Here is a 25,419-nt window from a genome sequence, read left to right as displayed (position 1 = left end):
TCACGGCTGCCAGGGCAGGCGCAGGCGGGGCAGCTCGAACTCGTCGTTGCCGTCGCGCTCGTTCCACGCCCGGTAGTGCAGCGCGTCCGGGCCGGCGATGCCGAAGACGCCGCCGAGCACCCCGGTGACCATGCCCGCCAGCTCCCGGTAGGTCTGCGACGAGCCGGGCCAGGGCAGCTCGACCCACCAGTTGTCCCCCTCCCTGGAGCGCCAGCCCGCCTCCTCGATGGCGCGCTCGCCCTCCGGTGAGGTCCGCTGCTCCTCCGGCATGAAGCACGCCGCGGTCACCTCGGCGTAGAGGCGGTCGTCCTCCTGGGCGAACTGGGCGAAGCGGTTGCCGACCCGCTCGGAGATGACCACCAGCGCACCGTGCGGCAGGTCCGCGAACTCCTCCGCGAGGGCCTGCGCGAACGCCTCCCAGTGCAGCGCCGCCATGGAGTCGCCGCCGCCCTCCGGGCGGAGTTCCTCGTGCAGGACCCGGATTCCCAGCGTCGCCGGGTCCTCCCCCCGCAGCGCCGTCACGGCGAGGTCCGCCAGCTCGCGGTAGCGGGCCGTCGTCAGGGGCCAGGGCGTCTCCACGCGCCGGTCGCCGGTGTCGACGGTCAGCCGGTCGGACCGCTGGTCGCAACGGACGCCACCGGCCAGCAGGGTCTCCCCCGCCGTCAGCGCGGCCAGCTCGCCGGCGAGCGCCGCGGCGAAATCGTCCCAGGTCTGCGCGCTCACGGTCCGTTCTCCTCCAGCCAGTCGAGCCGGTCCACATAAGCGTTGGTCGCGAACACCAGGGACGTGTGCCGTGGGGCGCGCCGGACCATGACGGTCATCGTCTCGCCGCGCCAGCGCACCTCGGGGTCCTCCCCGTGGACGCGCCGGGTCGGCGGGCCGAGCGCCACGCCCACCGCGTGCACCGAGTGCGCGAAGGCGTCCTGGACGAACGCCCGGCTGAGCCTGCCCTCGTCCCCGGCCCAGGTGCAGGCGTGCATGGTCATGCGCACCAGGCGGCCGTCCTTGAACTGCAGGCCGCCGGTGAGCATGCCGAGGCCGCTGTCGAAGGAGGCGTGGCCGGCGTAGGTGTCCTCCTTCTTCCAGGCCAGGCGGGCGGCCAGCAGGTCCGCCTCGTCCTCTCCCCAGTCCAGGCCGAGCGCCCGGACCGCGCCGATCAGGCCGGCGATCTCGGTGGCGGTGCGCACGCGCGGCGGACGTTCGGCGAGTTCGGCGGTCGCCATGAGGTCGGCGTTCACCGAGCGTGCCGAGCGGATGGCCCGGATCGTGGTGTCGCCGATGTGCCACCGCACCTGCGCGATCCCCTGATGGATCCGTTCGGCGGGCTCGCCGAGCACGCCGGTGGCGAGCGCGGTGAGCCGGGCGAAGGCGTCGCGGGTCCCGTCGGGGTCGGCGGTGTTCGGCGGGTCGGCGACCGACACCCGCGCCACGACGCGGGACGCGGTGCCGTCCTCGGCCAGGTCGGCGAACCCGGGGCAGCCGCTCGCGTCGCCGAGGCCGCAGTCGAACGTGGCCCCGGTGCCGCTTTGGGACAGGACCGTCCAGCCCAGGTGGGCGGCGACCCGCTCCGCGGTCCAGGGCCGCTCCAGGGACGCCAGGCGGGACATCAGCTCGGTGATCGCGGCGTCGGAGAGCTCTCGTCGTTCGGCCATGCCGCCAGCCTAGTGATCACGCCGCGCGGGCGTCCCGGCGTGTCCGGGACGCCCGCGCGAGGCGGCTACTTGCCCGGCTCGGGGTCGCGGGGCAGGCCGAGCAGCCGCTCGCCGATGATGTTCAGCTGCACCTCGGTGGTGCCGCCGTAGATCGTCATCGCGCGGCTGAACAGCATGGCGCGGGCGATGATGCCGCTCTCGGCCATCGTCACCTCGGTGGTGGCCGCCGCGCCCTGCGCCGCCCAGCAGTAGTCGGCGACGTCCTGGTTGAACTGCACGCCGAGCAGCTTGCGCACGCTCGCCTCGGCGCCCGGCTCGACGCCGTTCAGCTGCTTCAGCGTGGTGCGCAGGCCGAGCAGGTCGATGGACTGGCCCTGCGCGACGAGCCTGCCGACCTCGGCGGTCGCGACCGGGTCCAGCTCGCGGCCCTTGAGGAAGTCCAGCAGCTCGGGCACGCCCATGCCGAGGCCGCCGCCGGTCGACAGCGACACCCGCTCGTTGGACAGGGTGTTGCGGGCGACCTGCCAGCCCTGGTCGACCTCGCCGACCACGCAGTCGTCGGGCACGAAGACGCCGTCGAGGAACACCTCGTTGAAGATGGCCTCGCCGGTCAGCTCCTTCAGCGGGCGCACGTCCACGCCCTCGGCCTTCATGTCGACCAGGAAGTAGGTGATGCCGTCGTGCTTGGCCGCGGTCGGGTTGGTGCGGGCGATGCAGAAGCCCCACTGGGCGAACTGCGCGACCGACGTCCAGATCTTCTGGCCGGTGAGCCGCCAGCCGCCCTCGACCCGCTCGGCCTTCATCGACAGCGAGGCCAGGTCCGAGCCCGCGCCGGGCTCGGAGAACAGCTGGCACCACACCATCTGGCCGCGCAGCGTCGGGCGCAGGAAGCGCTCCTTCTGCTCCTCGGTGCCGTAGCGGACCAGCGAGGGCACCAGCCACGCGCCGATCACCAGGTTGGGCGCCTTGACCTTGGCGGCCTTCATCTCCTGCTGGATGAGGATCTGCTCGACCGGCCCGGCGCCCCGGCCCCAGGGCTTAGGGAAGTGCGGGACGGTCCAGCCCTCGTCGCCCATCCGGGTGTTGAGCTCGTTGCGGTCCTCGACCGCGGCGAGCTCGGCCACCTCGGCGCGGATGCGCTCGCGCAGCGGCTGGGTGTCGTCGTCGAGTTCCAGCTCCACCTGGCGGCGGCGCCCGGCCAGGGCCTCGCCGGCGACGGTGGCCGCCCACTCCTTGGCCGAGCCGAGCAGGGCCCGCAGGGTGAGGGCGCGGCGCAGGTAGATGTGCGCGTCGTGCTCCCAGGTGAAGCCGATGCCGCCGAGGATCTGGATGGCGTCGCGGGCGGTCTGCACGGCGGCGTCGCCGGCGATGACCGCCGACACCGCCGCGGCGAACCCGGCGTCGCCGGCGCCCTCGTCCAGGGCGCGGGCGGCGTCCCAGGCGGCGGCGCGGGCCTGCTCGGCGGCGATGAGCATCCGGGCGGCCTTGTGCTTGACGCCCTGGAACTGCCCGATCGGGCGGCCGAACTGCTCGCGGACCTTGGCGTACTCGGCGGCGGTGGTGACCAGCCAGCCGCTGAGGCCCGCCGCCTCGGCGCCGAACAGCGCCGCGGCCAGGTCGCGGACCTGGCCGGTGGTGAGGCCGTCCAGCACCCGGTCGGCGTCGACCGCGACGCCGGCCGCCTCGACCTTGGCGACGCGGCGGACCCGGTCCAGGCTCTCCACCGCGGTGACGGTGAGGCCGGCGGCGTCGACCGCGACCCACTCGGTGGCTTCGCCGACCTGGACGGGCAGCACGAGCACGTCGGCGAGCGAGGCGCCGAGCACCGGCTCGGCGGTGCCGGTGACGACCAGCGAGGCGCCGTCGCGGGTGCCGGTGAGCCCGGAGGCGAGGGCGACCGCGCCGGTCCTGGAGCCGTCGGCCAGCACCGGCAGCAGTTCCGCGCGCGCCTTGGCGTTGCTGGAGGCGTTCACGACCGTGCTGGCGAGGACGGTCGGCAGGAACGGGCCCGGCGCCGCGACGCGGCCGAGCTCCTCCACCACCACGGCCAGTTCCAGCAGGCCGTACCCCTGCCCGCCCTGCTCCTCGGCGAGGTGCAGGCCGAGCAGGCCCTGCTCGGCGAGGGCCGGCCAGAAGGCGGGCCTGCTCTCCTGGTCCGCCTCGAGGGCGGCCCGGAGGACCGTCGCGGAAATGTTGCGCTCGGCGAACCCGCGTACCGACTCGGCGAGTGCCTCATGCTCTTCGGTGAGCCCGATGGCCATGCGTCACCTTCTCTCAGACCGCTGTTGACCGGGATTCTAGAACAGCATTCTGGTTCGGCGCTGCAGTGACCCGGGTCTCACTTCTCCCCCGCACCGGCCGCGGCGCGTTCTGCCTGGTCAGCGCCCTCGGCGCCGGCGGGCCGCTTGGACGAGGCGAGGCTGGCGACGGTGGTGGCGGTGAGCGTCCCGGCGATGACCGCCAGGGAGACCCAGATCGGCACCTCGGGCGCCCAGTGCACGCCGTACTCGTGCAGGGCGTGGAAGATGAGCTTCAGGCCGATGAAGCCGAGGATGAACGACAGGCCGTGGCCGAGGTAGACGAGCCGGTCGGTCAGGCCGTCCAGCAGGAAGTACAGCTGGACCAGGCCCATCAGGGCGAACGCGTTGGCAGTGAAGACCAGGTAGGGCTCGGTGGTCAGCCCGAAGATCGCCGGGATGGAGTCCAGCGCGAACAGCACGTCGGTGGAGCCGATGGCGATCATGACGATGAGCAGCGGGGTGGCCACCAGCCGGTGCCCGCGCCGCACCACGACCCGGTTGCCGGTGTAGTCCTCGGTGGTCGGCACGACGCGGCGGACCCAGCGGAGCAGGAAGTTCTCCTTGAACTCATCGTCGTCGCCGCCGCGGACGAGGCCGATCGCGGTCCAGATGAGGATGCCGCCGAAGATGAAGAACACCCAGGTGAAGGTGGAGATCGCGGCGGCGCCGACGGCGATGAACGCCCCGCGCAGCACCAGCGCGACGATGATGCCGGCCATCAGCACGGTGTGCTGGGCGTGCTTGGGCACCGAGAACCGCGCCAGGATCACCATGAAGACGAAGAGGTTGTCGACGCTCAGGCTCTTCTCGGTGACGAAGCCGCCGAAGTACTGCGCGGCGTGCTCTCCGTCCCAGAACGCCCAGACGCCGAGGCCGAACGCGACGGCGAGGCCGATGTAGACCGCGGACCAGAACGCGGCGCGGCGGGTGGTGAACTCGCGGGTGTCGTTGCGGTGGATGACCAGCAGGTCGACGAGGATGACGGTGAGGATCCCGGCGATCGTCAGGGCCCACACCCATGGGGAGACGTGCAAAACGTACCTCCGACGGCGTGATTCGTGCGCCGCGGAGGTCTCTCCCGCCCGGTTCGGGCCGGCGATCCCGGACCGGTACGGACCGGACGTATTGACGGAATCGCTGTTGGGGGATACTCCCCTCCACTCACCTACTTGAACGCCCCGGCCCCGCGAACGGTTCCCCTCACCGCGAATTTCTTTAGTTTCGTCCGAACCGACCGCCCGCCGACGGCATCTAAGGCCGGTCGTGCCCGCGCTTCAGTTCCAGGTAGAGGTCCGCGAGCTGGTCGACGGCGCCGGCCTCGGTCGGCAGCCCGGCGGCGCGCTGCGCGGCGGCCGCGCCGAGCCGGACGGCGAGCGCCGGGTCGTCCAGCACGCGGCCGACGGCCCGCTCCAGCGCCCCGGCGTCGCCGGGCGGCACCAGCAGCGCGGCCTCGCACTCGGGTCCGCGCAGCCCCGCCCCCTCCGCCGGCACGGGCCCGTCCGCGCCGACCATGACCGGGATGCCGCCGACGCGGGTGGCCACCAGCGGGCGGCCCGCGCGCAGGATCTCCTGGACGATCAGCGGCTGCCCCTCCCACACGCTCGGCACCACCGCGATGTCGGCGGCGGTGAGCAGCGCCGGGACGTCGGAGCGGCGGCCGAGCAGCCGCACCGGCAGGTCCTCGGCCTCGATCCGGGCGGCCAGCGGGTCGTGCAGCGGGCCGTCGCCGACGATCGCCACCAGCGGCGCCGGATCGCGGCGGCCCCACCCGGCGGCCGCGTCCAGCAGCGTCGGCAGTCCCTTCTGGTCGGCCAGCCGCCCGACGGTGATGATCAGCGGCCGGTCCCCCACGCCGAGCTCGGCGCGCAGGTCGGCGCGGGCGGCCGGACCGGGCTGGGTGCGCGGCGCGGGCGCCGGGACGAGCGCGAGCCCGGCCGAGCGGGCGCCGAGGGAGCGCATCCGCTCCACCAGGTCGGGCGAGACGCCGAGGACCCGGGTGGCGCCGGCCGCGACGACGCGTTCCAGCGCCCCGTACACCGCGGCGGTCCTCCCGCCCGCGATGACGGCGTTGTGCAGGGTGACCACCACCGGCGTGGCGCCCCGTCCCACGCGCAGCGGGCCGGGCGCGAGGCGGGCGCACGCGGCGACGGCGAGGGCGCCCGCGCGCAGCCCGTGCGCGTGCGCCACGTCGGCGTCGCGCAGCAGCGTGCGCAGCCGGGCGACGGCCTTGGCGTCGCGCGCCGGGCGGGGCCGGTCGGCCAGGTCCACCTCGGCGAACCGGGCGCCGGCCGCGGTGAAGCCGAACAGCTCCTCGGTCGCGGCGGGCCCGCACACCACGACCCGGGCGCCGCGCGCGGCGAGCCCGGCCGCGACCGACCGGACGTGCCGGCCGACGCCTCCGGCGCTGGTGCCGAGCACCAGCGCCACCCGCAGGCCGTTCAGTTCGTCGGTGCGTTCGTCAGGCATCGCGTGTGACCCTCCGGCTGAGGACGGCCCGCAGGTCCCGGCCGTCGATCGAATAGGCGACCAGCACGAACACCGCGCCGGCCGCGAGCGCGGCGAGCGCCGCGACGCCGATGTCGCGCAGCTGCCCGCCGGTGCCGAGCAGCGCCGTGACGCCGTACCCGGCGGCGCCGCCCGCCAGGCCGCCCGCGAGCCCGGCGAGGAGCACCCGCGGCACCCCGCGCACCGCCGCGCGGCCCCGCGCCCGGACCAGGGTGGCCAGGAGCAGCACCCCGGCGACGGTCATGCCGGCGGTGTTGCCGAGGCCGAGCGCGGCCACCACCCACGGCCGGTCCACCGCCGCGACCAGCGCGAGGTCGGCGGCCATGACCACCAGCCAGCCCGCGACGACGGCGAGCGCGCCCATCCGGCCGCGCCGGCAGGCGAACAGCACCCGGCCGAGATGGGCGACCAGCCCGTACCCGAGCAGGCCGGGCGCGAACGCCAGCACCGCGCGGGACAGCACCTCCTGCTGGCCCGCGTCGCCGGGGTTGAACACCCCGGCGACCGGCGGCGCGACGGCGGCGAGGACGGCGGCGCCCGCGCACGACACCAGGATCACCGCGCGGGTGGTGGCGGCGGTGATCCGGTCGAACTCGGCGGTCTCCTCCGCCGCGGCGCGCGCCGACAGCAGCGGGAACGCGCTGGTGGCGATCGGCACCGCCAGGATCGCCCACGGCAGCAGGTAGATCGCCCAGGCGTACTGGTAGTTGGCGAGGGCGCCGCCGGTGCCGGCGTAGCTGAGCCGCACCACCAGCAGCGCCGACAGCTGCTGGGCGACGACGGTGGCCAGGCCCGCGGCGGCCAGGCGCCGCACCCGGCGCGCCACGCCCGGCGGGAAGGACAGCGCGGGCCGCAGGCCGAGCCGCAGCCGCCAGGCGGCGACGCCGGCGGTGAGGGCCATCGCGACGCCGCCGAGCGCGGTGCCGACCGCCAGCGTCAGCTCGGCGTCCAGGGGCAGGTGCGCCAGGTCGTTCTCGTGGCCGCGGCCGAGGGGCGCGTAGACCAGGTAGGCGGCGATGACGACCAGGCTGGACATCAGCGGCGCCAGGGCGGGCGCGACGAACCGGCGGTGCGACTGCAGCAGCCCGTACAGCACCACGGCCAGCCCGTACATGACCATCTGCGGCGCCATGATCGCCGTCATGCGCGCGCCGACCGCCACGATGCCCTCGCGCGCGCAGCCCGACAGGTCGTCGCCGACCAGCAGCTCCATGATCGGCCGGGCCAGCAGCGCCATCGCCAGCGCGAGCGGCGCCATCAGCAGCACCACCCAGGTGACCAGCGCCGAGGCGATCGCGCGGACCTGCGCGCGGTCGCCGCGCTCGGCGGGCCCGGCCAGCACCGGCACCACCATGCTGGCCAGGGCGCCGCCCGCGACGATCTCGTACACGATGCTCGGCAGCTGGGTGGAGGTGAAGTAGGCCTGGCTGAGGCAGGAGGTGGTGACGGTCTGGGAGAAGACGTAGGTGCGGCCGAACCCCGCCAGCCGGGACAGCACGGTGATGATCCCGATGACGACGGCGGCGCCCGCGAGGCCGCCGGTGAGGCGGCGAAGGCGTGAGGACACGGTGATGGGCGGGGCTCTCCGGGGAGTTCAGACGGCCGGTTCGGGCGCCGCGGCGGGAGCGGGCGCGGGCGCGGCGGCGACCGGCCGGCGCCCCAGCATGTCGAGCCGGTGCAGCACCGGCGTGCGCTGGATGACCTTGGTGAAGGAGACGAACTCGCTGGCGGCGTTCAGCCCGGCGACGCCCGCCAGCGCCGCCAGCCGCGGGCCGCGCCCGAGCCGGGAGGCGGCCAGGCCGAGCAGCGCGCCGAGCGCGTTGGCGCCGGTGTCGCCGAGCATCGCGCGCTCGGCGAGGTCGGTGGGCAGCAGCGCGGCGGCGGCGCCGAGCGGCGCGGCGACCACCGCGGACGCCGCGCCGGCCGGTCCGGCGGCGGTGAGCGCGAGCGGGCCGCCGGTGATCAGCCCGACCTTGATGGCCCGGCCGGGCCGCAGGTCGAACAGGTTCATCAGGTTCGCCGAGCCCGCGATCAGCGCGCCGTTGAGCAGGATGTCGAACACCCGGCCGGGCCGGGTCGGCGCGGGCGACCCGGCGATCGCGGCGGCGGCGAGGCCGGCCGCGCCGATGCCGAGGATCTTCACCGCGCCGGTCGTCACCTCGCCGCGGGCGAGCGCGCCGAGGTGGCCCTTGAAGCCGCGCGAGTCCGCCGAGCCCGACAGGTCGTCGTAACCGCCGAGCAGGCCGGGCACGGTGCCCGCCAGCAGCGCGGCGGCGCGGGTGCGGCCGGACAGGCCCGGGGCGAGCAGCCCGCCGGCGGCGGCGCCCGCGACGAACGCCGGGCCCTCCAGCAGCGTGACCGGCTCGCCGCGGTGGTTGGTGCGGCCCCACAGCTGCTCCCCGGGCGTCCCGTTCAGGCCGGGGGGACGCCGGGTCAGCCCGGCGTAGGCCGCGCGGGCCGCGGCGGCGCCGAGCAGCGAGCCGGCCAGCAGCCGGCCCGTGGTGAAGCCCGTAGTGGAGGTGGATCGCGTCATGGGTGCGTCATCCGTTCTTCCCGGCGATGGGCGCCGGCGAGGGAAGGTAGCCGCTCACGCCCGAGCCCGTGCCGTACTGGCCGGCCTTGCCGCCCAGCTCGTTCTGCAGTGCCAGCACCGCCACGACCTGGCCGGAGGCGGTGTCCACGGTGTCGACCGACGACACCGCCTTGGCGGTGTCGGAGTCGCGCAGCGCGGTGATCAGGCCGCCCTTGTCCGCGGCGAGCTGCGGGCCGCCGACGACGGTGCCGCGGCCCGCCGCGTCCAGCGCGCCGGCGACCGCGACGAGCGCCTTGTTGTCGGCGTCGCCGCCCTCGGCGGTGTAGGGGGCGGACGGGGCGACCATGATGGCGAGTGTCGCATGCTGGCCGGGCTTGCCGCTGGTGGTCACGTAACCCGCCTGCCGGAACCCGTTGAGGATCGTGCCGCCGACGGCGTCCTCGCGGCCGGTCTTGGCGCTGTCGCGCGACACCAGCGCGGCCGACAGCACCGCCGCGGCCTTGTCGTAGGGGCCGGCGTCCGCGGCGAAGGCGACCCCCGCGGGCTTCAGCTGCCCCGACAGCTCGCCGACGGTGCCGGCCTGGTCGTCGTCCAGGAACTTCTTCTGCAGGGTGACCCGGCCGGTGACGGCGGCGCCGGCGTTCTGCAGCAGGTCGCCGAGCTCCTCGATGCTGTCGTTGCTCGCGCCGGGCGTCTCCACCAGCACCACCGACTGGCCCTTCAGCCGGTCGGCGACCAGCTGCGGGCCGAGCACCCGGGCGAACTGGTCGTCGCCCTTCAGCTGGGTGGTCAGCCGGGACTGCTCCTGGCGCAGCGCGTCGTTGCGCTTGGCCAGCGAGGTCGTCTCGCGCTTCAGGCCCGAGGTCACCGAGTCCGACAGCGTGGTGGAGCCGAGGATGATGCCGAGCGCCAGCGACAGGAAGATCGCGACGATGGAGACGAGGTGATAGCGGAAATCGATCACGTGAAGAGTCCGGTCAGCCAGAAGAGGAAGGCGTGCCAGCGGTCGGCGAGCAGGGGGCGGATGACGTCCCCGGCCGGTGACATGAACACGGCGGTGGTCATGGCGATGAACGCGCCGATCACCAGGAACAGCAGGGACCAGGTGGAGATGCGGCTGCGGTACAGCCGGCTGACGCCCTTGGCGTCGACCAGCTTGCTGCCGACGCGCAGCCGGGTCAGGAACGTGCTGGCCATGCCGGCGCGGCCCTTGTCCAGGAACTCCACCATGTTGGCGTGCGTGCCGACCGCGACGATGAGCGTGGCGCCCTTGTCGTCGGCCAGCAGCATCGCGATGTCCTCGCTGGTGGCGGTGGCGGGGAAGGTGACGGCCTCGCGGCCGAGCTCGTGCACCCGCTTCAGGCCGGGCGCGCGGCCGTCCCGGTAGGCGTGCACGACGATCTCGGCGCCGCTGGTGAGGGCGGCGTCGGACACCGAGTCCATGTCGCCCACGATCATGTCGGGGCGGTAGCCGGCCTCCAGCAGCGCGTCGGCCCCGCCGTCCACCCCGATCAGCACCGGCCGGTACTCGCGGATGTAGGGGCGCAGCGCGGCGATGTCCTCGCGGTAGTGGTAGCCGCGCACCACGATCAGCGCGTGCCGCCCGCTGATCCTGGTGGCCACCTCGGGCACGCCGACGCCGTCGATGAGCAGGTCGCGCTCGCGCTTGACGTACTCCATGGTGTTGGCGACGAACGCCTCGAGCTGGTGCGCCAGGCCCGCCTTGGCCTCGTCGATCGCGGTCTGCACCGTCTCGGCCGTCTGCGCGGTGCCCTTGGCGACCACGTCCTCGCCCTTCAGCACGCTGGAGCCGGCGACCCGCACCTGGTCGCCCTCGCTCAGCCGGGTGAAGATCTCCGGGCCGACGTCGTCCAGCAGCGGGATGCCCGCCTCGACCAGGATCTGCGGGCCGAGGTTGGGATAGCGGCCCGAGATGCTCGGCGCCACGTTGACCACCGCGCCGACCTGGCAGGACACCAGGGCCTCGGCGCTGACCCGGTCCAGGTCGACGTGGTCGATCACCGCGACCTCGCCCGGCTGCAGCCGCTTGGTCAGGTTCTTGGTGCGGCGGTCCAGCCGGACCGCGGCGGCGACCTCGCCGTCGCCGCCCGAGCGGCCGCGGCCGAGCGCGCGCACGCGCCGCGGCCGCCGGGGCGTGCGGCGGGCGCGGCTGTCGGTGATCGGGGACGGGTCGTTCATCGCCTGCCATCCTGCCAGAGCCCGCGAGGGCCCGGCCGCACCGCCCGGTGACGGGTCGCGGCCGTTCGCGCACTGTCTGCTGGTTTGCCGTGCTCGGACGATCAGCGTTCCCGGTCGGCCAGCTGCAGGAGTTCCTCGGCGTGGGCGCGGCCGAGCTCGGAGTCCTCCAGGCCGGCCAGCATCCGCGACAGCTCGCGCAGCCGGCCCTCGCGGTCCAGGGCGGTGACGCCGCTGCGGGTGACGGTGCCGTCACTGGACTTCTCCACCACCAGGTGCTGGTCGGCGAACGCGGCGACCTGCGGCAGGTGGGTGACCACGATCACCTGGGCGTTGCGGGCGAGCCGGGCCAGCCGGCGGCCGATCTCGACCGCGGCCTTGCCGCCGACGCCGGCGTCGACCTCGTCGAACACGAACGTCGGCACCGGGTCGGCGCCCGCGAACACCACCTCGATGGCGAGCATGACGCGCGACAGCTCGCCGCCGGAGGCGCCCTTGTGCAGCGGCAGCGGCGGGGAGCCGGGGTGCGGGGCGAGCCGGACCTCGACCTCGTCGGCGCCGTGCGGGCCGTACTCGCCGGTCGCGGTGACGGCGACCTCGACGCGGGCGTGCGGCATCGCCAGCGCGGCGAGCTCGGCGGTGACGGCGGCCGAGAACCGCTCGGCGGCGCGGGCGCGCACCTCGGTCAGCTCGCCCGCCTCGACGGCCAGGCGCTCGGTCAGCTCGGCGTGCTCGGCGCGCAGCTCGTCGATCCGCCCGTCGTCGCCCTCCAGCTCGGTGAGGCGGGCGGCGGCGGTGCGGGCCCACTCCAGGACCTGCTCGACCGACTCGCCGTGCTTGCGCACCAGCGCGGTGACCTCGGCGCGGCGCTCCTGGACGACGGCCAGGCGCGCGGGGTCGGCGTCGACCGACTCGGCGTAGGCGGCCAGGTCGGTGGCGACATCGGAGATCAGGTAGCCGGCCTCGGCGAGCCGGTCGGCCAGGCCGGCCAGCTCGGGGTCGTGGTCGCGCACGGCGTCCAGGGCGTTGCGGGCGGTGCCGAGCAGGCTGACCACGTTGGCGGCCTCGAACGCCGCGGCCGGGTCGCCGAGCAGCGACTCGTGCGCGGTGTCGGCGGCGCCGCGCAGCGCGTCGGCGTGGCCGAGGCGCTCCTCCTCGGCGGCCAGCTCGACGTCCTCGCCCGGCTTGGGGTCGACCTTCTCGATCTCGGTCAGGTTGAAGCGCAGCAGCTCGGCCTCGCGCGACCGCTCCTCGGCACGGGTGGTGATCTCCTCCAGCAGCGCCGCGACCTGGCGGTGCCGCTGGTAGGTGCGGGTGTAGGCGCGCATCGGCTTGGTGAGCGCACCGCCGGCGTAGCGGTCCAGGGCGCCGCGCTGGCGGCCGGCCTGCAGCAGCCGCTGCTGGTCGGACTGGCCGTGCACGGCGACCAGGTCGTCGGCCAGGTTGATCAGCAGGCTGACCGGGACCGACCGGCCGCCCAGGTAGGCGCGCGAGCGGCCCTCGGCCGACACCGAGCGGGTGACGATCAGCGCGCCGTCGTCCAGCTCGCCGCCCGCCTCCTCGACCCGGTCCACCACCCGGCCGCCGGGGTCGACGACCAGCCGGCCCTCCACGGTGGCGCGCTCGGCGCCCGGGCGGACCCGCTGCGGGTCGGCGCGGCCGCCGAACAGCAGGCCGAGGCTGGTGACCACCATGGTCTTGCCCGCCCCGGTCTCACCGGTGACCACGTTGAAGCCCGGGGACAGATCGAGCACGGCCTCGTCGATCACCCCGAGGCCCTGGATCCGCACCTCATCGACCATCGGACGCACCAGCGTCACAACCCCTCGCAAGAACAGTCCCGGTTTCGGCGCCTGTGGAGATTATCCCCTCCGGCCGCCGTCCGGTTCCTCGGCCTGGGCCCGGGCCCGGCCCCGCCAGCCGGTCACCGGGAGCCCGAACTTGGTCACCAGACGGTCGGTGAACGGCGTCAGGTGCAGGCGGGCGAGCCGGACGGGCGCCGCGCCGCGGCGCACCTCCACCCGCGCGCCCGGCGGCAGGTCCAGCGTGCGTCGTCCGTCACACCACAGCACCGCGCGCGGCGTGCCGGGCAGCACCTCGACCGCGACCAGGCTCGCCGGGGAGACCACCAGCGGGCGGGCGAACAGCGCGTGCGCGCTGATCGGCACCACCAGCATCGCCTCCACCTCCGGCCACACCACCGGGCCGCCGGCCGAGAAGGCGTAGGCGGTGGAGCCGGTCGGTGTGGCGCACACCACGCCGTCGCAGCCCCAGTTCGACAGCGGGCGGCCGTCGATCTCGGCGACGACCTCCAGCATCCGCTCCCGCTCGGCCTTCTCCACCGTCGCCTCGTTCAGCGCCCAGGTGGTGCCGATGACCTCGCCGTTGCGGCGGACCACCACGTCGATGCTCATCCGCTCCTCGACGTCGTAGCACTGGTCCACCACCCGGTCGACGGTCGCGGCCAGGTCCTCGCGCTCGGCCTCGGCCAGGAACCCGACGTGGCCGAGGTTGACGCCGAGCAGCGGCGCGCCGGCCGGGCGGGCCAGGTCGGCGGCGCGCAGCAGCGTGCCGTCGCCGCCGAGCACCATGACCAGCTCGGCGCCCTCGGCGGCGGCCGGGCCGGAGGGCATCACGTCCACCCCGGCGCAGCCGATGTCCTCGGCCTCGCCCTTCAGCACCCGCACCGTGATCCCGGCGGCGGTGAGCCGCTCGATCACCAGGTGGGCGCTGCGGACCGCCTCGGGCCGCCCGGTGTGCGCGACGACGAGCACCGTCCTGTGTTCCCTTGCCGTGGGGCTGCTCGGCGTCATTGCGGGCCCTCCGTGATGGCCTTGGTCAGTTCGTCCTCCTCCAGCGGCGGCGCGCCGGCGCGCAGCCACAGGAAGTACTCCACATTGCCCGACGGGCCGGGCAGCGGGCTCGCGGCGACGCCGAGCACGCCGAGACCGAGGGTCGCCGCGTGCGCGGCGACGTCGCGGACGGCCTCGGCCCGCAGCGCCGGTTCGCGCACCACGCCGCCGGCCCCGACCCGGTCCTTGCCCACTTCGAACTGGGGTTTCACCATGAGGGCGTAATCGGCGTCCGGGGCGGCGCAGCGCCGCAGCGGGGCGAGGACGAGCTTGAGCGAGATGAACGACAGGTCGCCGACGACCACGCTCGGCGGCGCTTCTTCGGGCTGGCCGAGCTGCTCGGGCGTCATGTCGCGGATGTTGAGGCGTTCCAGCACGACGACGCGGTCGTCGGTGCGCAGCGACCAGGCGATCTGGCCGTAGCCGACGTCGACGGCGTAGACGCGGGCGGCGCCGGCGCGCAGCAGCACGTCGGTGAAGCCGCCGGTGGAGGCGCCGGCGTCCAGGCAGACCCGGCCGGCCACCGCCAGGCCCGGGAAGGCCGCCAGGGCGCCCGCCAGCTTGTGGCCGCCGCGCGAGACGTAGCCGGGGCCGGTGTCGGCCTCGGCGACCACGATCGCGGCGCCGGTGTCGACCTGCGTGGCGGCCTTGGCGGCGGTCTGCCCGCCGACGCGGACCAGGCCGCCGGCGATGAGCTCGGTCGCGTGCTCGCGGGAGCGGGCGAGGCCGCGCCGCACCAGCTCGGCGTCCAGGCGGCGCCGGCTCATGCGCCGGGCCGCGGGCCGGGGGCGGCCGGGCGCGGCGGGCCCGGCTCGTCCCGGTCGGCCGACACCAGCAGCTCCTGCAGCCGCTGGTGCACGTCCTCGAAGATCCGCACGTGCTCGGCCACCGGCAGGGAGCCGAGCTCGGCGAGCCTGGTCAGCACGCCGTCCACGCGCGCGTCGCCGGCCGCCCCGTGCGGGACGGCCCAGGCGGGAGCCGTCATTGGCTCGTCGGACATCGCCTCATACCTCTCAGAACACCCCGACCAGCGTGCCGCGGGTCGCTTCGGGCTCGGTCTGAACGCTACCGTCCCTTCACGACATCGTTGCCGACCGAACGGGGAACGGCCTGATCATGGCCAACGAGGAGGAGTGCCGCGCCGCGCTGGAGCGGATCGGGCGGCGGCTCGCCGAGGTGGACGGCGACGCCTTCGCCGAGCACGTCGTCGAGCGCACGATCAGCTGCCGGATCCCCGATCTCGGCGTGGCGTACCGGACCCGGCTGCACGCGGGCGGGCTCGACCCGTTCGAGCCGACCGACGACCCCAAGGCCGCGCAGGTGCGGCTCACGGTGGGCGGCGACGACCTGGTCGCGCTGGCCGACGACCGGCTCAACCCGGCCAAGGCGTGGGCGTCGGGCCGGCTGAAGATCGAGGCGAGCATCTTCGACCTGCTGCGGCTGCGCAAGCTGCTGTAGGCGCGCCGGTGGCCCCGCCGCGGGGCGCGACGGGGCCGGGGAACGGTCGGCTCAGTGCCGGTGGTGCGGGCGGGGCAGCCGCAGGCCGCGCTCGGCCATGACGGCGCGCAGCCGGTCGGGGTAGTCGGTGATGATGCCGTCCACCCCGTCGTCGATGAGCTTGTTCATGGTGGCCGGGTCGTCGATCGTCCAGGGGACGACCTTCAGGCCGAGCCGGTGCGCCTCGGCGACCATGGCGGCCGTCACGTACGGCCGGTAGCCGAGGTCGGTGACCTTGCCGTCCTGCGGGAAGCCGTGCACGGGCGAGAACGCCGACGCGCCGAAGGAGCGGACGGCCTTCAGCGGGTCGCCGCCGAAGTCGTCGATGTCCAGGCCGCCGAGCCAGGGCGAGCGGCCCGGCTGACCGGTCTGCAGGAAGTCGTAGTTGGTGAGGGCGACCAGCGGCAGGCGCGGCTCGACCTGGCGCATCCGCATGAGCGCGCCCCAGTCGAAGCTCTGGATCGTCACCTGGCGCAGCATCCGGGCGCGCCGCACCTCGGCGGCGGTGACCTGGACGAACTGCTCGCGCGGCGCGGTCTCGCTCGGCGCGCCCGCCTCCACCTTGGTCTCGACGTTGAGCTTCACGTCGTTGGCGCGGTAGCCGCGGACCAGGGCGAACACCTCGCGCAGCAGCGGCATCCGCGCGCCGGGCGCGGCCTGCTGCTGCGGGAAGGCCGGCAGCGTCCGCGAGCCGCAGTCCAGGGTGCGGACCTGCGCGAGCGTCAGCGTGTTGATGTACTTGCCGACATAGGGGTAGGCGGGATCGTCCTTGGCGACCGGGCCGGTGTCCTGGCACTTGGCCGCGCTGATCTTGCGGTCGTGGGTGACGACCGCCTGGCCGTCCTTGGTGATCTGCACGTCGAGCTCGAGCGTGCGCACACCGAGCTCCAGCGCCCGGGCGAAGGCGGGCAGGGTGCTCTCCACCGTCAGTCCGAGCCCGCCCCGGTGCGCCTGCAGGTCGAAGTCCCGGTGGCGGGGGGCGGCGTGCGCGGTGCCGCCCGCCGCCACCACGCCGGCCACCGTCAGCGCCACCGCCGTCAGCTTCCTCATGATTGTCACGGGCCACACGGTGCTGCGGCGGGGCGTGCGCCCGGTGAGGGCGGTGCGAACGGCCGGTGTCGGCTAGCGGGCCATTCCCAGGCGCTCCAGCGCGCCGGAGACGGCCTCGCGGGGGGCCGGCCCGTCCTCGCGCCAGGCGGCCGCGGCGGCGGCCCGCAGGCCGTCGTAGGGGTCGCCGTCGCCGGTGACCTCGACCCGCTCCCCCTCCCAGCGTGCCGTCCAGCCCTCGCACGCGTACCCGCCGCCGTCCTCCCGGACCTGCGGGTGCGGGGCGAGCAGGCCGGTCAGGTCGGGCGCGATATAGGTGGGGCGGTGCTGCTTCGGCGCGGTCAGCAGCGCGAGGGGATCGGTGACGCCGGTGAACACCAGCAGGCTGTCGGCGCCGCCGTTGTAGGCGCCCTCGATGTCGGTGTCGAGCCGGTCCCCCACGACCAGGGGCGACTTCGCGCCGGTGCGCAGGATCGACTCGTGGTGCAAAGGTCGCTCGGGCTTGCCGGTGACGATCGGGGCGACGCCGGTGGCGGTGCGGATGACCTGCAGCAGCGACCCGTTGCCGGGCTTCGGCGGGCCGTCGCCCCCGGGAAGGGTGAAGTCGCCGTTGGAGCCAACGAACAGGGCGCCCGCCATGACGGCCTTGGCGCCCTCGGCGAGCGCCCCGTACGACAGCATGGGCTCGTACCCCTGCACGACGGCCGCGGGCCGCTCCGACGCCGTCGACACCGGCCGCAGGCCCCGGTCGTACAGCGCCTTGCGCAGGCCCATCCCGCCGACGACCAGCACCGCCGACCCGGCGGGCAGCCGCTCGGACAGCAGCCGGGCGGCGGCCTGCGCGGAGGTGACCACGTCCGCGGGCGAGGCGGGGACGCCGACGTCCTCCAGCAGCGCGGCGACCGCCGACGGCGTCCGGGAGGCGTTGTTGGTCACGAACGCCAGCCGCTGGCCCGCCGCGCGCGCCTTGGCCAGCGACTCGGCGGCGGCCGGCACGGGACGGCGGCCGACGTAGACGACACCGTCCAGGTCGAGCAGCGCCACGTCGTAGGCCTCGCTCAGCGGCCTGTCACAGCCCTTCATCGGTCTCCGTTCGTCGTTGGGCGCTCCCGGGCGGGGTCGCACGGGGCCACGGTCCGCCGGGCGGTGTCCGGACACCGCCCGCAGCGGACGAAAGCCATGTAACACGCCTTATCGGCGCGCGGCGAGCGTGGCCCGCACGTGCCGCAGCGCCTCGGCGTAGTCCTTGTTGTCGGGCCGCATCGCCACCGCGAGCGCCAGGTGCTCCACCGCGCCCTCGAAGTCGCCGGCCCGGCTCAGCGACAGGCCGAGCCCGAACAGCGCGTAGTCCTCGGCGGGGTCGTCCTCGACGATCCAGCGGAAGCTCTCGGCGGCCTCCAGGAACCGCCGCGCGCCGAACTGGGCGCGCGCGAGGGCCTCGCGGATGCTGCGGGAAGAGGGCTCGGCCTCGGCGGCGCGGACGAGGAGCTGCAGCGCCGCCGCCGGGCTGCCGGACCGGATCAGCTCGAGGCCGCGGGTGTACCACTCGTACACCCCGCCCTCAGGTTGTGGGTGGCCGGGGGAATCCTCCGCCCGCTCCGGTCCTTCACCACTCATATGGACCTCCCCTCGGACTCCGATCACTATGACGGTACCCGCCCGCGAGGCGGTCGCCCGCCGGTGATTAGCATGCCCACAGTGAACGACGATCTCCCCTCCGGTCTCGGGCCGGAGGAGTTCAGCGCGCGGGTCTTCGGTTCGGCGACCCCGGACGGGGCCGCCGGGCTGGAACTCGCCCCTTTCCGCGGGGTGCGCTTCGACCCGCGGGTCGTCGGCGACCTCTCGCAGGTCACCAGCCCTCCGTACGACCTCATCGACGAGACCGCGCTGGACCGGCTGATGGAGGGCGACGGGCACAACATCGTCCGGCTGATCCTGCCGCGCGACAGCTACGCCGAGGCGGGCCGGACGCTGCGCCGCTGGCTGGAGCAGGGGGCGCTGACCGCCGACGACGAGGCCGCCCTGTACGTCTACGAGTCCGCGGACGGCGCGGCGGTCCGCCAGCGCGGCCTGATCGGCGCCCTCGGGCTGCGCGCGGAGGCCGACGGGATCGTGCTGCCGCACGAGAACGTCTACCCCGGGCCGGTCCGCGACCGGCTCGCGCTGATGTCGGCGGCGGGCGCGAACCTGGAGCCGATCTTCCTGGTCTACGCGGGCGGCGGGGACGCCGCCGACATCGTCGACCGGACCGCCGCCGGAACCCCCCTGATGGAGTTCCACGCCCAGGACGGCCTGGTGCACCGGCTGTGGCGCATCACCGACCCGGTCCTGCTGGACCGCATCGCCGCCGACCTGCGTCCGCGCCAGGCCCTGATCGCCGACGGCCACCACCGCTACGCCACCTACCGCGCCCTGCAGGCCCGCCACGGCGGCCGTCCCGGCCCCTGGGACCAAGGGCTCGCCCTGCTGGTGGACTCGACCCGCTACCCGCCGCACCTCGGCGCCATCCACCGCGTCCTGCCCGGCCTGGACCCCGCCGCCGCCGTCGAGCGCGCCCGGGACGTCTTCCAGGTCACCGAGTGCCCCGACCTGGCCACCGCCGTGCCCGCACTGGCGTCCGCGGACGGCCCGGCGTTCCTGCTGGGCGGCGGCGACCGGCTGCACCTGCTCACCGACCCGCACCCGGTGCGGGTGGCCCGCGCCATGCCGGCCGGCTACTCCGAGCGGCTGCGCCGCCTGGACACCGCCGTCCTGGACCGGCTGCTCATCGGGGACCTCTGGCGGATCAGCGAGGACGAGCACAGCGTCGAGGTCGTGCACGACGACCCGGCCGCGGCGGTGGACCGCGCCCGCCGCACCGGCGGCACCGCGGTGATCTTGAACCCGCTGTCGGTCGAGGACGTCATCGCCATCGCGGGCGCCGGCGAGCGCGTCCCCCGCAAGTCGACCTCGTTCGGCCCGAAGCCCCGCACGGGCCTGGTCCTGCGGGTCCTGGACCTGGACGCCTGATCAGACCTGCGCCCGGACCCGCCGCGAGGGCGAGAAGGCGTACAGCTCCAGAATGGCGGGCATCGGCGCCACCCCGGGGCCGCCGGCCCGGACCCAGCCCGCGATGTCCTCGGCCGCCTCGTCGTCGTTGACCAGCCCGAGCCAGACCGGCCGCCCGCCCGCGGCCCGCCCGGCCGCCGAGGGCTGCACCACGATCACGTTGGCCTTCTCACAGACGTCCAGGCACCCCGAGATCCGCACCGGCGCGACCTGAGCCAGCCGGGCGCGCTGCGCGTCGTGGTCGACACCGGTCACCTTCGGGCCGCCGCAGCAGCAGTCACGGCAAACGGTGATCCGAACGGGGAGGTTCATGTGCGCACAGTGCCTTCGGCCAGAAAGTCGATCACCACCGACCCTACCGCCGCCCTACCCCCTCCCCGGCGCGAATCCGGGTCGGCGGGCTTGGCGAAGCGCAGCAACCGGTAGCGCGGATCCGGGCGCGGGACGTCCGGGTCCGGCAACCGCAGAAGCCGCCGGCTCAGCTCAGTGGTGACGTCGGGATCCGTGGCGGCCATCCATGCGTACCCGCGCCGATCGAGCGCACGGCTCCACGCCCTGGGGCTTCTCCCTTGCCCCACTCCGACGAACTCTCCCTCTCCATCGACGACGAGCCCGGCCTTGCCCGCCTGCGAGACGACCTGTTCGGCGGCGTCCGGCCGTCCCGGCACGGCGGCGTCCGCCACCTCTTTGAGCAAGGAGGAGACGTCACTGGCCACCGCGAAGTCAGCGGCGTTCTTGTCCACGGTCGTGATGAGCACCCCGCCGGGCCTCAGCAGCCGCGCCGCCTCCGCCAGCGTCTCCGCGCAGTCCTCCGGACCCAGCATGTGCAAGAGCCAGACCATCAGAACGGCGTCGGCCGACCCGTCGGCCAGGGGCATCCGCCGCGCGTCACCGATCAGCACCCGCCCGCCGAGCGATCCGGCGGCCACGGAGAGCATCCCGGCCGACAGGTCGACCCCGGCCACCCGTCGTCCAGGCCGCGCGAACCTCCTGGTCACGATGCCCGTGCCGCAGGCGACATCGATGATCGTCACCGTGTCCGCCGGCAACAGCGGCTCAATGGCGGCCTCCGCCGCCCGGGCCCGTGCGTCACCGCCGCGCGTCGCGTCGTAAACCGGGGCTTCACGGTCGTAGTCGAGCACAGGGCGAATCTACCGAGGCACCCTTTTCCCGGAGCCTCCTTCCCCTCCTATGGCCGCCGGCTTTCCGCCCTCGAAGAAGGCGTCCGGCTCAGTCAGGACCCCGTGGAGACCCGGCCTGCTCTTCGAAGAGCTGTGCGGCCTCGTAGACCTCCACCTCGTGCCGGCTGCGGCGCACCTCGTCGACGCCCCAGAAGCGGCGCCGCAGCGAACCGCGCACCTGGATCAGGTCCCCCTTCCGCCAGGTGGCGGTGCGGCCCCCGACACCGGGCTCGAAAGTGCAGCACGCGAGGGCGTCCACCACATGGCGCCCATCGCCCGAGCCCGGCCGGTCGACGATCAGCCGCCACGAGACGACCTCCCCGCCGGCCGCCAGCGGACGGCGGGCCGGATCCTCGGCGAGCCTGCCGACGAGGACGACGGTGTTGACATGCGAACGGGTCATGTTCTGCTCCTCTCCGTCACGTCCACGATCGGGGACCGGGCCAGGCCGACGGAAGGCCCGTCCGCAACTGTGGATAACCTCGCGCGGCGGCGGCATGATCGGGTGATGGACACCAGGACCACGATCAGGCCGCTCGGCGGGGACGTCTACGAGATCGACACGCGGATGGCCGGATACACCGGGGTCACCGCCGGCTATCTCATCCTGTCCGACCGGCCGTGCCTGGTGGAGCCGGGCACCGCGGGTTCGGCCCCGGTGGTCCAGGCGGCGCTCACCGAGCTCGGCGTCGGCGCCGCCGACCTGGCGACCGTGGTGGTCACGCACATCCACCTCGACCACGCGGGCGGCGTCGGCGACATCGCCGGGATGTACCCCGGCGCCGAGGTGGTCGTGCACGAGAAGGGCGCCCGCCACCTGGCCGCCCCCGAACGGCTGATGCGCAGCGCCCGCATGGTGTACGGCGACCGGCTCGACACGCTGTTCGGGGAGCTGAAGCCGACCGACGCGGCGCGCATCCGGGCGGTCGACGACACCGGCGTGATCGACCTCGGCGGCGGACGGCGCCTGGAGTCGTACCACTCCCCCGGGCACGCCAAGCACCACGTCGGCCTGATGGACTCCGCGACCGGAGACCTGTACGTCGGGGACGCGGCGGGCATCTACATCCCCGAGACCGCCGACGTGCGGCCCGCCACCCCGCCACCGGACTTCGACCTGGACACCGCGCTCGGCTCACTGCGCCGGTTCGGCTCCCTGCAGCCGCAGCGCCTGCTGTTCGCCCACTACGGCCCCGTCGACGAGGTCACCGACACCCTCGACCGCTCCGCCGAGGAACTGCGCGTCTGGGTGGACGCCGTACGGGACGCCCGGGACCAGGATCTGGAGCTGGACCACGCCGTCGCGATGGTCCGCGACCGCACCGACGAGCGCTACGCGATCACGCGGGAAGGCGCCGACCCCGAACTCGCCGCCAAGTACGAGGTGCTGAACGGCGCGGAGAGCAACGTCGCCGGGATCATGCACGCCCTGAACCGTCACGCCTGACCCGTCCCGCCCGGTCGATCAGAACGACGCCGCCTCGGCCCCGCACACCTACCAGCCGCCCTCAGCCGAACGGCATCCGCATACGACAAAGCGGGGCCGCCGGACGAATCCGGCGACCCCGCTCTGCATGCCCCTCCAGGGGGCTTCGCTCCTGTGTGCTACTTGTCGTCGTCGGCCTGGGGCTTGGTGCCCTCGTCCGACTGCGAGGGCTCCAGGAAGACCACCGGCGCGCCTGGCGCCTCCGGGGCCTCGGGAGTCTCGACCTCGGTGGGCTCCGCCGCCTTGAACTCGATGGCCATCGGGTCCGCCGGCTCGGGCTTCGGCTCCACCTTCTCCTCGGCCGCCTCGACGGGCTCCTCGCCCGCGACGTCCTCGGTGTCCGGCTCGTCCTCGAGCTCCGTGTCCTGCTCGACCGCGGCCTCGATGCCCTCGGCGTCCTGCTCGTCCTCGGACTCCGCGCCCTGCTCGGCCGCGGCCTCGGTGCCCGGCTCGTCCTCGACGGCCGCCGCCGGCTCGGTGAGCTCGTCTTCCTCGGTGTCGAGGATCTCCAGCCCCTCCAGCTCGGCGTACCGCTCGGCCGCGTCGGTCTCGCCGTCGCGGTCGGCGGCGGCGGCGCGGGCGAACCAGTCCGACGCCTCGCTCTCACGGCCGGCCTCGGCCAGCGCATCGGCGTAGGCGTAGAACAACCGCGCCGACCAGGGGCGCAGCCGCCGGTCACGCAGCTCGGGGATCTGCAGCGTCACCACGGCGGCGTCGAGCTGGCCGAGGTCGCGGCGGACGCCCGACTCGACCATGCGCAGCTCGACGAGCCCCTCCTGGTCCAGCTTGGCGGCGTCGGGCGACTTGACCAGGTCCAGAGCGCGCTCGGGACGGCCCAGGCCGCGCTCGCAGTCCGCCATCACCGGCAGGTAGGCGTCCTCGCCGGTGCTCAGGCGGCGGGCCGCACGCAGCTCCGCGAGGGCCTCGGCCCACTCGCCGGCGTAGTACGCCGCCAGTCCCGCGGCCTCCCGGACGAGACCGACCCGCGAGGCCAGCCGGCGAGCGGCACGGGCGTGCTTGTAGGCCAGCTCGGGGTCGTCCTCCGCCAGCTGTCCCGCCATGACCAGGTGGCGGGCCACCCGGGCCGCCAGGTCCTTGGGCAGCGTGCGCAGCTCGGCGCGGGCGTCCGCGTCCAGCTCCTCGCCGGTCACCTCGTCGGGCAGCACCGGGTCGTCGTGCTTGGGCGCCGTCGACTCACGGTCCTGCGCGGAACGATCCCGCGGCGGCCCGTAGGAACGCCCGCCGCCGTCCTGGGGACGACGTCCCCGGTCACGGTCGTCACGGCCGCCCTCGAAGCGACGGCCACCGGCCCCGCGCTCCTGACCGGGCCGCCCCGGCCGCCGCTCATCGCGGCGTCCCTGGTAGCCCGATCCGCCGGAACGCTGCTCGGACCCGCGGTCGTCACGACGGCCCTGGAAACCGGAGCCACCGGAACGACGGTCGTCACGCCCCTGGTAACCGCCGGAGCGAGGGGGACGGCGGTCGTCGCGGCCCTGGAAACCACCGGAACCGCGGTCGTCGCGGCGTCCTTCGTAACCGGGACGCTGCTCGGAGCCCCTCTCCTGCCCCGGACGGCCTGCGCCGCGGTCATCGCGGCCACCCTGGTAGCCGGAACGCTGCCCCGGCTCCCGGTCCTGCCGGAAGCCGCCGGGACGCCGGTCCTCGGACCGGGGACCACTGGACCGCCGGTCGTCACGCCCCTGGAAACCGCCGGGCCGACGGTCGTCGCGCCTCTGGTAGCCACCGGAGCCGCGCTCACCGTTGAACTGGCCAGGACGCCGATCATCACGACGCCCCTGGAAACCAGAGCCACCGGAACGACGATCATCGCCACCGGCACCCGGACCCGAACGACGGTCGTCACGACCCTGATAGCCGCCGGAACGGCGATCGTCACGGCCACCGCCATAACCGGAACCGCCGGCACCCGGACCGGACCGGCGATCGTCACGACCCTGGTAACCGCCGGAACGACGGTCATCACGACCGCCACCGTAACCACCGGCACCTGGACCCGAGCGACGGTCGTCACGACCCTGATAGCCGCCGGAACGACGGTCATCACGGCCACCGCCATAACCGGAACCGCCGGCACCCGGACCGGACCGACGGTCGTCACGACCCTGGTAACCGCCAGAGCCGCGCTCACCGTTGAACTGGCCAGGACGCCGATCATCACGACGCCCCTGGAAACCGGAACCACCGGAACGACGATCATCACCGCCACCCGGACCGGAACGGCGATCGTCACGCCCCTGGAAGCCGGAGCCGCCAGAGCGACGGTCATCGCGGCCGGCTCCGTAGCCCGAACCGCCGGCGCCTGGACCGGAACGGCGGTCATCGCGCCCCTGGAAGCCGGTGCGTCGGTCGTCACGGCCGCTGCCGCCCGGGCCCGACCGCCGGTCGTCCCGGCTCTGGAAACGACGCTCTCCCTGGCCGCCTTCGGGACGCGAACCGCGCGGGCCGCCGAAGCCACGTCCGCCACGCTCATCGGAGCGAGGACCGCCGGACTCTCCACGGCGGTCGTCGGACCGGTTGAAGGGACGGCTCTGCCCGCGGTCGTCACGCTGGCCACCGGGACGTCCCGGACGGTCGTCGCGCTGTCCGCGCGGGCCGCCCTCCTGACGATCCCGCCAGCCACCGCCGGAACCGCCGCCGGAGAAGGGCCGGCCACCCGAACGTCCCGAGTCCGCACCCGGCCGCCCCCGGCCGGCCTGCGGTCCACCGGCACGAGGCGCGCCTCCACGAGGACCGCCGCCCTTACGAGCACCGGCGCCCCCCGCACCGCCGCGAGCGTTGCCCCCCTGACGGAAGGGCGTACCGCCCTTGCCGTCCTTGCCACGCCGCCCGCGGTTGTCGTCGCTGCGGCCGTCCTCTTCCGCGCTCATCACGTTCCGTCACTGTTCTCGATGGTTCTACGGACCCTTGCAGCCTACTTTGCTGGCTGACCTGGGACATGCGTCGAGGGCCGCCCCAGAATTGAGGCGACCCTCGACCAATATGAGTCCGGCGGTGTCCTACTCTCCCACACGGTCCCCCGTGCAGTACCATCGGCGCTGAAGGGCTTAACTTCCGGGTTCGGGATGGGACCGGGTGTTTCCCCTTCGCCAAAACCACCGAAC

At 74.5% G+C, this 25,419-nt stretch carries 24 protein-coding genes and 1 rRNA gene; 4 read left to right on the top strand and 21 right to left on the bottom strand.

Features of this window, described 5'->3' with window-relative positions:
• The 13 genes from ACRB68_RS32775 to ACRB68_RS32715 all read right to left on the bottom strand — a co-directional run bounded on the left by ACRB68_RS32775 (position 1) and on the right by ACRB68_RS32715 (position 15,038).
• The gene (locus tag ACRB68_RS32775) at positions 1-723 is read right to left on the bottom strand and encodes a TY-Chap domain-containing protein (RefSeq protein WP_153539557.1); all 723 of its coding nucleotides are present in this window, start codon (positions 721-723) and stop codon (positions 1-3) included.
• Positions 720-1,652, bottom strand: a complete 933-nt coding sequence (locus ACRB68_RS32770; RefSeq protein ID WP_153539555.1) for a DUF6301 family protein — start codon at positions 1,650-1,652, stop codon at positions 720-722. Before ACRB68_RS32770 ends, ACRB68_RS32775 begins: the two co-directional genes overlap by 4 nt.
• A gap of 65 nt (positions 1,653-1,717) precedes the next feature.
• Complete coding sequence (locus ACRB68_RS32765) at positions 1,718-3,913, bottom strand: acyl-CoA dehydrogenase (protein ID WP_153539553.1); 2,196 nt, start codon at positions 3,911-3,913, stop codon at positions 1,718-1,720.
• Positions 3,914-3,990: 77 nt separating this feature from the next.
• Positions 3,991-4,986 carry a TerC family protein gene (locus ACRB68_RS32760; protein WP_153539551.1) on the bottom strand — a complete coding sequence of 332 codons (996 nt, stop codon included), beginning with the start codon at positions 4,984-4,986 and terminating at the stop codon, positions 3,991-3,993.
• 217 nt (positions 4,987-5,203) lie between these two features.
• Positions 5,204-6,418, bottom strand: a complete 1,215-nt coding sequence (locus ACRB68_RS32755) for a glycosyltransferase family 4 protein (protein ID WP_194293550.1) — start codon at positions 6,416-6,418, stop codon at positions 5,204-5,206.
• Entirely contained in the window at positions 6,411-8,024 is a 1,614-nt protein-coding gene (murJ, locus tag ACRB68_RS32750; protein ID WP_328595075.1) for a murein biosynthesis integral membrane protein MurJ, read from the bottom strand. The genes ACRB68_RS32755 and murJ overlap by 8 nt, the downstream gene beginning before the upstream one ends.
• Positions 8,025-8,051: 27 nt before the next feature.
• Complete coding sequence (locus tag ACRB68_RS32745; protein ID WP_153539549.1) at positions 8,052-8,990, bottom strand: hypothetical protein; 939 nt, start codon at positions 8,988-8,990, stop codon at positions 8,052-8,054.
• A gap of 7 nt (positions 8,991-8,997) precedes the next feature.
• Positions 8,998-9,954 carry a copper transporter gene (locus ACRB68_RS32740; RefSeq protein ID WP_328595074.1) on the bottom strand — a complete coding sequence of 319 codons (957 nt, stop codon included), beginning with the start codon at positions 9,952-9,954 and terminating at the stop codon, positions 8,998-9,000.
• A complete protein-coding gene (gene steA / locus ACRB68_RS32735; protein ID WP_153539547.1) occupies positions 9,951-11,189 on the bottom strand; it encodes a putative cytokinetic ring protein SteA in 1,239 nt (412 codons plus the stop codon). Before steA ends, ACRB68_RS32740 begins: the two co-directional genes overlap by 4 nt.
• Before the next feature lie 101 nt (positions 11,190-11,290).
• Entirely contained in the window at positions 11,291-12,988 is a 1,698-nt protein-coding gene (gene recN / locus ACRB68_RS32730; protein ID WP_153539545.1) for a DNA repair protein RecN, read from the bottom strand.
• A 60-nt stretch (positions 12,989-13,048) separates the two neighbouring features.
• Positions 13,049-13,999 carry an NAD kinase gene (locus ACRB68_RS32725; protein ID WP_153539543.1) on the bottom strand — a complete coding sequence of 317 codons (951 nt, stop codon included), beginning with the start codon at positions 13,997-13,999 and terminating at the stop codon, positions 13,049-13,051.
• Positions 13,996-14,805 (bottom strand): TlyA family RNA methyltransferase, encoded by an 810-nt coding sequence (locus ACRB68_RS32720; RefSeq protein WP_153539541.1) that lies wholly within the window; start codon positions 14,803-14,805, stop codon positions 13,996-13,998. The genes ACRB68_RS32725 and ACRB68_RS32720 overlap by 4 nt, the downstream gene beginning before the upstream one ends.
• Complete coding sequence (locus tag ACRB68_RS32715; protein ID WP_153539539.1) at positions 14,802-15,038, bottom strand: hypothetical protein; 237 nt, start codon at positions 15,036-15,038, stop codon at positions 14,802-14,804. The genes ACRB68_RS32720 and ACRB68_RS32715 overlap by 4 nt, the downstream gene beginning before the upstream one ends.
• Positions 15,039-15,154: 116 nt before the next feature.
• Here ACRB68_RS32715 and ACRB68_RS32710 point away from each other — a divergent pair, with 116 nt between their 5' ends.
• Positions 15,155-15,496 (top strand): SCP2 sterol-binding domain-containing protein, encoded by a 342-nt coding sequence (locus ACRB68_RS32710; protein ID WP_153539537.1) that lies wholly within the window; start codon positions 15,155-15,157, stop codon positions 15,494-15,496.
• Positions 15,497-15,547: 51 nt separating this feature from the next.
• On the opposite strand, the gene ACRB68_RS32705 is transcribed toward ACRB68_RS32710, so the two are convergent.
• The 3 genes from ACRB68_RS32705 to ACRB68_RS32695 form a co-directional block, all read right to left on the bottom strand.
• Positions 15,548-16,585 carry a glycerophosphodiester phosphodiesterase gene (locus tag ACRB68_RS32705; RefSeq protein WP_153540683.1) on the bottom strand — a complete coding sequence of 346 codons (1,038 nt, stop codon included), beginning with the start codon at positions 16,583-16,585 and terminating at the stop codon, positions 15,548-15,550.
• Positions 16,586-16,657: 72 nt separating this feature from the next.
• Entirely contained in the window at positions 16,658-17,665 is a 1,008-nt protein-coding gene (locus ACRB68_RS32700) for an HAD-IIA family hydrolase (protein WP_153539535.1), read from the bottom strand.
• Positions 17,666-17,773: 108 nt separating this feature from the next.
• Positions 17,774-18,199, bottom strand: coding sequence for a tetratricopeptide repeat protein (locus ACRB68_RS32695; protein ID WP_153539533.1), 426 nt, complete (start codon positions 18,197-18,199; stop codon positions 17,774-17,776).
• 72 nt (positions 18,200-18,271) lie between these two features.
• On the opposite strand from ACRB68_RS32695, the gene ACRB68_RS32690 reads away from it, so the two are divergent.
• Positions 18,272-19,591, top strand: coding sequence for a DUF1015 family protein (locus tag ACRB68_RS32690; RefSeq protein WP_153539531.1), 1,320 nt, complete (start codon positions 18,272-18,274; stop codon positions 19,589-19,591).
• On the opposite strand, the gene ACRB68_RS32685 is transcribed toward ACRB68_RS32690, so the two are convergent.
• From ACRB68_RS32685 to ACRB68_RS32675, 3 genes are all read right to left on the bottom strand, one after another.
• Entirely contained in the window at positions 19,592-19,942 is a 351-nt protein-coding gene (locus tag ACRB68_RS32685) for a (2Fe-2S) ferredoxin domain-containing protein (RefSeq protein WP_153539529.1), read from the bottom strand.
• Positions 19,939-20,772 (bottom strand): methyltransferase domain-containing protein, encoded by an 834-nt coding sequence (locus ACRB68_RS32680; protein WP_207709915.1) that lies wholly within the window; start codon positions 20,770-20,772, stop codon positions 19,939-19,941. The genes ACRB68_RS32685 and ACRB68_RS32680 overlap by 4 nt, the downstream gene beginning before the upstream one ends.
• Before the next feature lie 88 nt (positions 20,773-20,860).
• Positions 20,861-21,214 carry a single-stranded DNA-binding protein gene (locus ACRB68_RS32675; protein ID WP_194293549.1) on the bottom strand — a complete coding sequence of 118 codons (354 nt, stop codon included), beginning with the start codon at positions 21,212-21,214 and terminating at the stop codon, positions 20,861-20,863.
• A 105-nt stretch (positions 21,215-21,319) separates the two neighbouring features.
• On the opposite strand from ACRB68_RS32675, the gene ACRB68_RS32670 reads away from it, so the two are divergent.
• Entirely contained in the window at positions 21,320-22,258 is a 939-nt protein-coding gene (locus ACRB68_RS32670) for an MBL fold metallo-hydrolase (protein ID WP_153539525.1), read from the top strand.
• A gap of 158 nt (positions 22,259-22,416) precedes the next feature.
• On the opposite strand, the gene ACRB68_RS32665 is transcribed toward ACRB68_RS32670, so the two are convergent.
• Complete coding sequence (locus tag ACRB68_RS32665; RefSeq protein ID WP_328595073.1) at positions 22,417-23,463, bottom strand: hypothetical protein; 1,047 nt, start codon at positions 23,461-23,463, stop codon at positions 22,417-22,419.
• 9 nt (positions 23,464-23,472) lie between these two features.
• Here ACRB68_RS32665 and ACRB68_RS32660 point away from each other — a divergent pair, with 9 nt between their 5' ends.
• Positions 23,473-25,245 (top strand): hypothetical protein, encoded by a 1,773-nt coding sequence (locus ACRB68_RS32660; RefSeq protein WP_153539523.1) that lies wholly within the window; start codon positions 23,473-23,475, stop codon positions 25,243-25,245.
• A 56-nt stretch (positions 25,246-25,301) separates the two neighbouring features.
• On the opposite strand, the gene rrf is transcribed toward ACRB68_RS32660, so the two are convergent.
• A 5S ribosomal RNA gene (rrf, locus tag ACRB68_RS32655) occupies positions 25,302-25,418 on the bottom strand.
• Between the last annotated feature and the right edge of the window lies 1 nt (position 25,419).

The sequence above is a fragment of the Actinomadura macrotermitis genome, from assembly GCF_009604375.1.
In the GTDB taxonomy this organism is placed as follows: domain Bacteria; phylum Actinomycetota; class Actinomycetes; order Streptosporangiales; family Streptosporangiaceae; genus Spirillospora; species Spirillospora macrotermitis.
The sequence above is the reverse complement of the archived record's forward strand: the minus strand, read 5'-3'. Positions and strand labels throughout refer to the sequence as shown.

Excerpts from the sequence above, each read along its gene's own strand:
- ACRB68_RS32770 (WP_153539555.1), bottom strand. The coding sequence starts at position 1,652 with ATGGCCGAACGACGAGAGCTCTCCGACGCCGCGATCACCGAGCTGATG.
- ACRB68_RS32765 (WP_153539553.1), bottom strand. The coding sequence starts at position 3,913 with ATGGCCATCGGGCTCACCGAAGAGCATGAGGCACTCGCCGAGTCGGTA.
- ACRB68_RS32755 (WP_194293550.1), bottom strand. The coding sequence starts at position 6,418 with ATGCCTGACGAACGCACCGACGAACTGAACGGCCTGCGGGTGGCGCTG.
- ACRB68_RS32745 (WP_153539549.1), bottom strand. The coding sequence starts at position 8,990 with ATGACGCGATCCACCTCCACTACGGGCTTCACCACGGGCCGGCTGCTG.
- steA (WP_153539547.1), bottom strand. The coding sequence starts at position 11,189 with ATGAACGACCCGTCCCCGATCACCGACAGCCGCGCCCGCCGCACGCCC.
- recN (WP_153539545.1), bottom strand. The coding sequence starts at position 12,988 with ATGGTCGATGAGGTGCGGATCCAGGGCCTCGGGGTGATCGACGAGGCC.
- ACRB68_RS32725 (WP_153539543.1), bottom strand. The coding sequence starts at position 13,999 with ATGACGCCGAGCAGCCCCACGGCAAGGGAACACAGGACGGTGCTCGTC.
- ACRB68_RS32720 (WP_153539541.1), bottom strand. The coding sequence starts at position 14,805 with ATGAGCCGGCGCCGCCTGGACGCCGAGCTGGTGCGGCGCGGCCTCGCC.
- ACRB68_RS32715 (WP_153539539.1), bottom strand. The coding sequence starts at position 15,038 with ATGTCCGACGAGCCAATGACGGCTCCCGCCTGGGCCGTCCCGCACGGG.
- ACRB68_RS32710 (WP_153539537.1), top strand. The coding sequence starts at position 15,155 with ATGGCCAACGAGGAGGAGTGCCGCGCCGCGCTGGAGCGGATCGGGCGG.
- ACRB68_RS32705 (WP_153540683.1), bottom strand. The coding sequence starts at position 16,585 with ATGAGGAAGCTGACGGCGGTGGCGCTGACGGTGGCCGGCGTGGTGGCG.
- ACRB68_RS32700 (WP_153539535.1), bottom strand. The coding sequence starts at position 17,665 with ATGAAGGGCTGTGACAGGCCGCTGAGCGAGGCCTACGACGTGGCGCTG.
- ACRB68_RS32695 (WP_153539533.1), bottom strand. The coding sequence starts at position 18,199 with ATGAGTGGTGAAGGACCGGAGCGGGCGGAGGATTCCCCCGGCCACCCA.
- ACRB68_RS32690 (WP_153539531.1), top strand. The coding sequence starts at position 18,272 with ATGCCCACAGTGAACGACGATCTCCCCTCCGGTCTCGGGCCGGAGGAG.
- ACRB68_RS32685 (WP_153539529.1), bottom strand. The coding sequence starts at position 19,942 with ATGAACCTCCCCGTTCGGATCACCGTTTGCCGTGACTGCTGCTGCGGC.
- ACRB68_RS32675 (WP_194293549.1), bottom strand. The coding sequence starts at position 21,214 with ATGACCCGTTCGCATGTCAACACCGTCGTCCTCGTCGGCAGGCTCGCC.
- ACRB68_RS32670 (WP_153539525.1), top strand. The coding sequence starts at position 21,320 with ATGGACACCAGGACCACGATCAGGCCGCTCGGCGGGGACGTCTACGAG.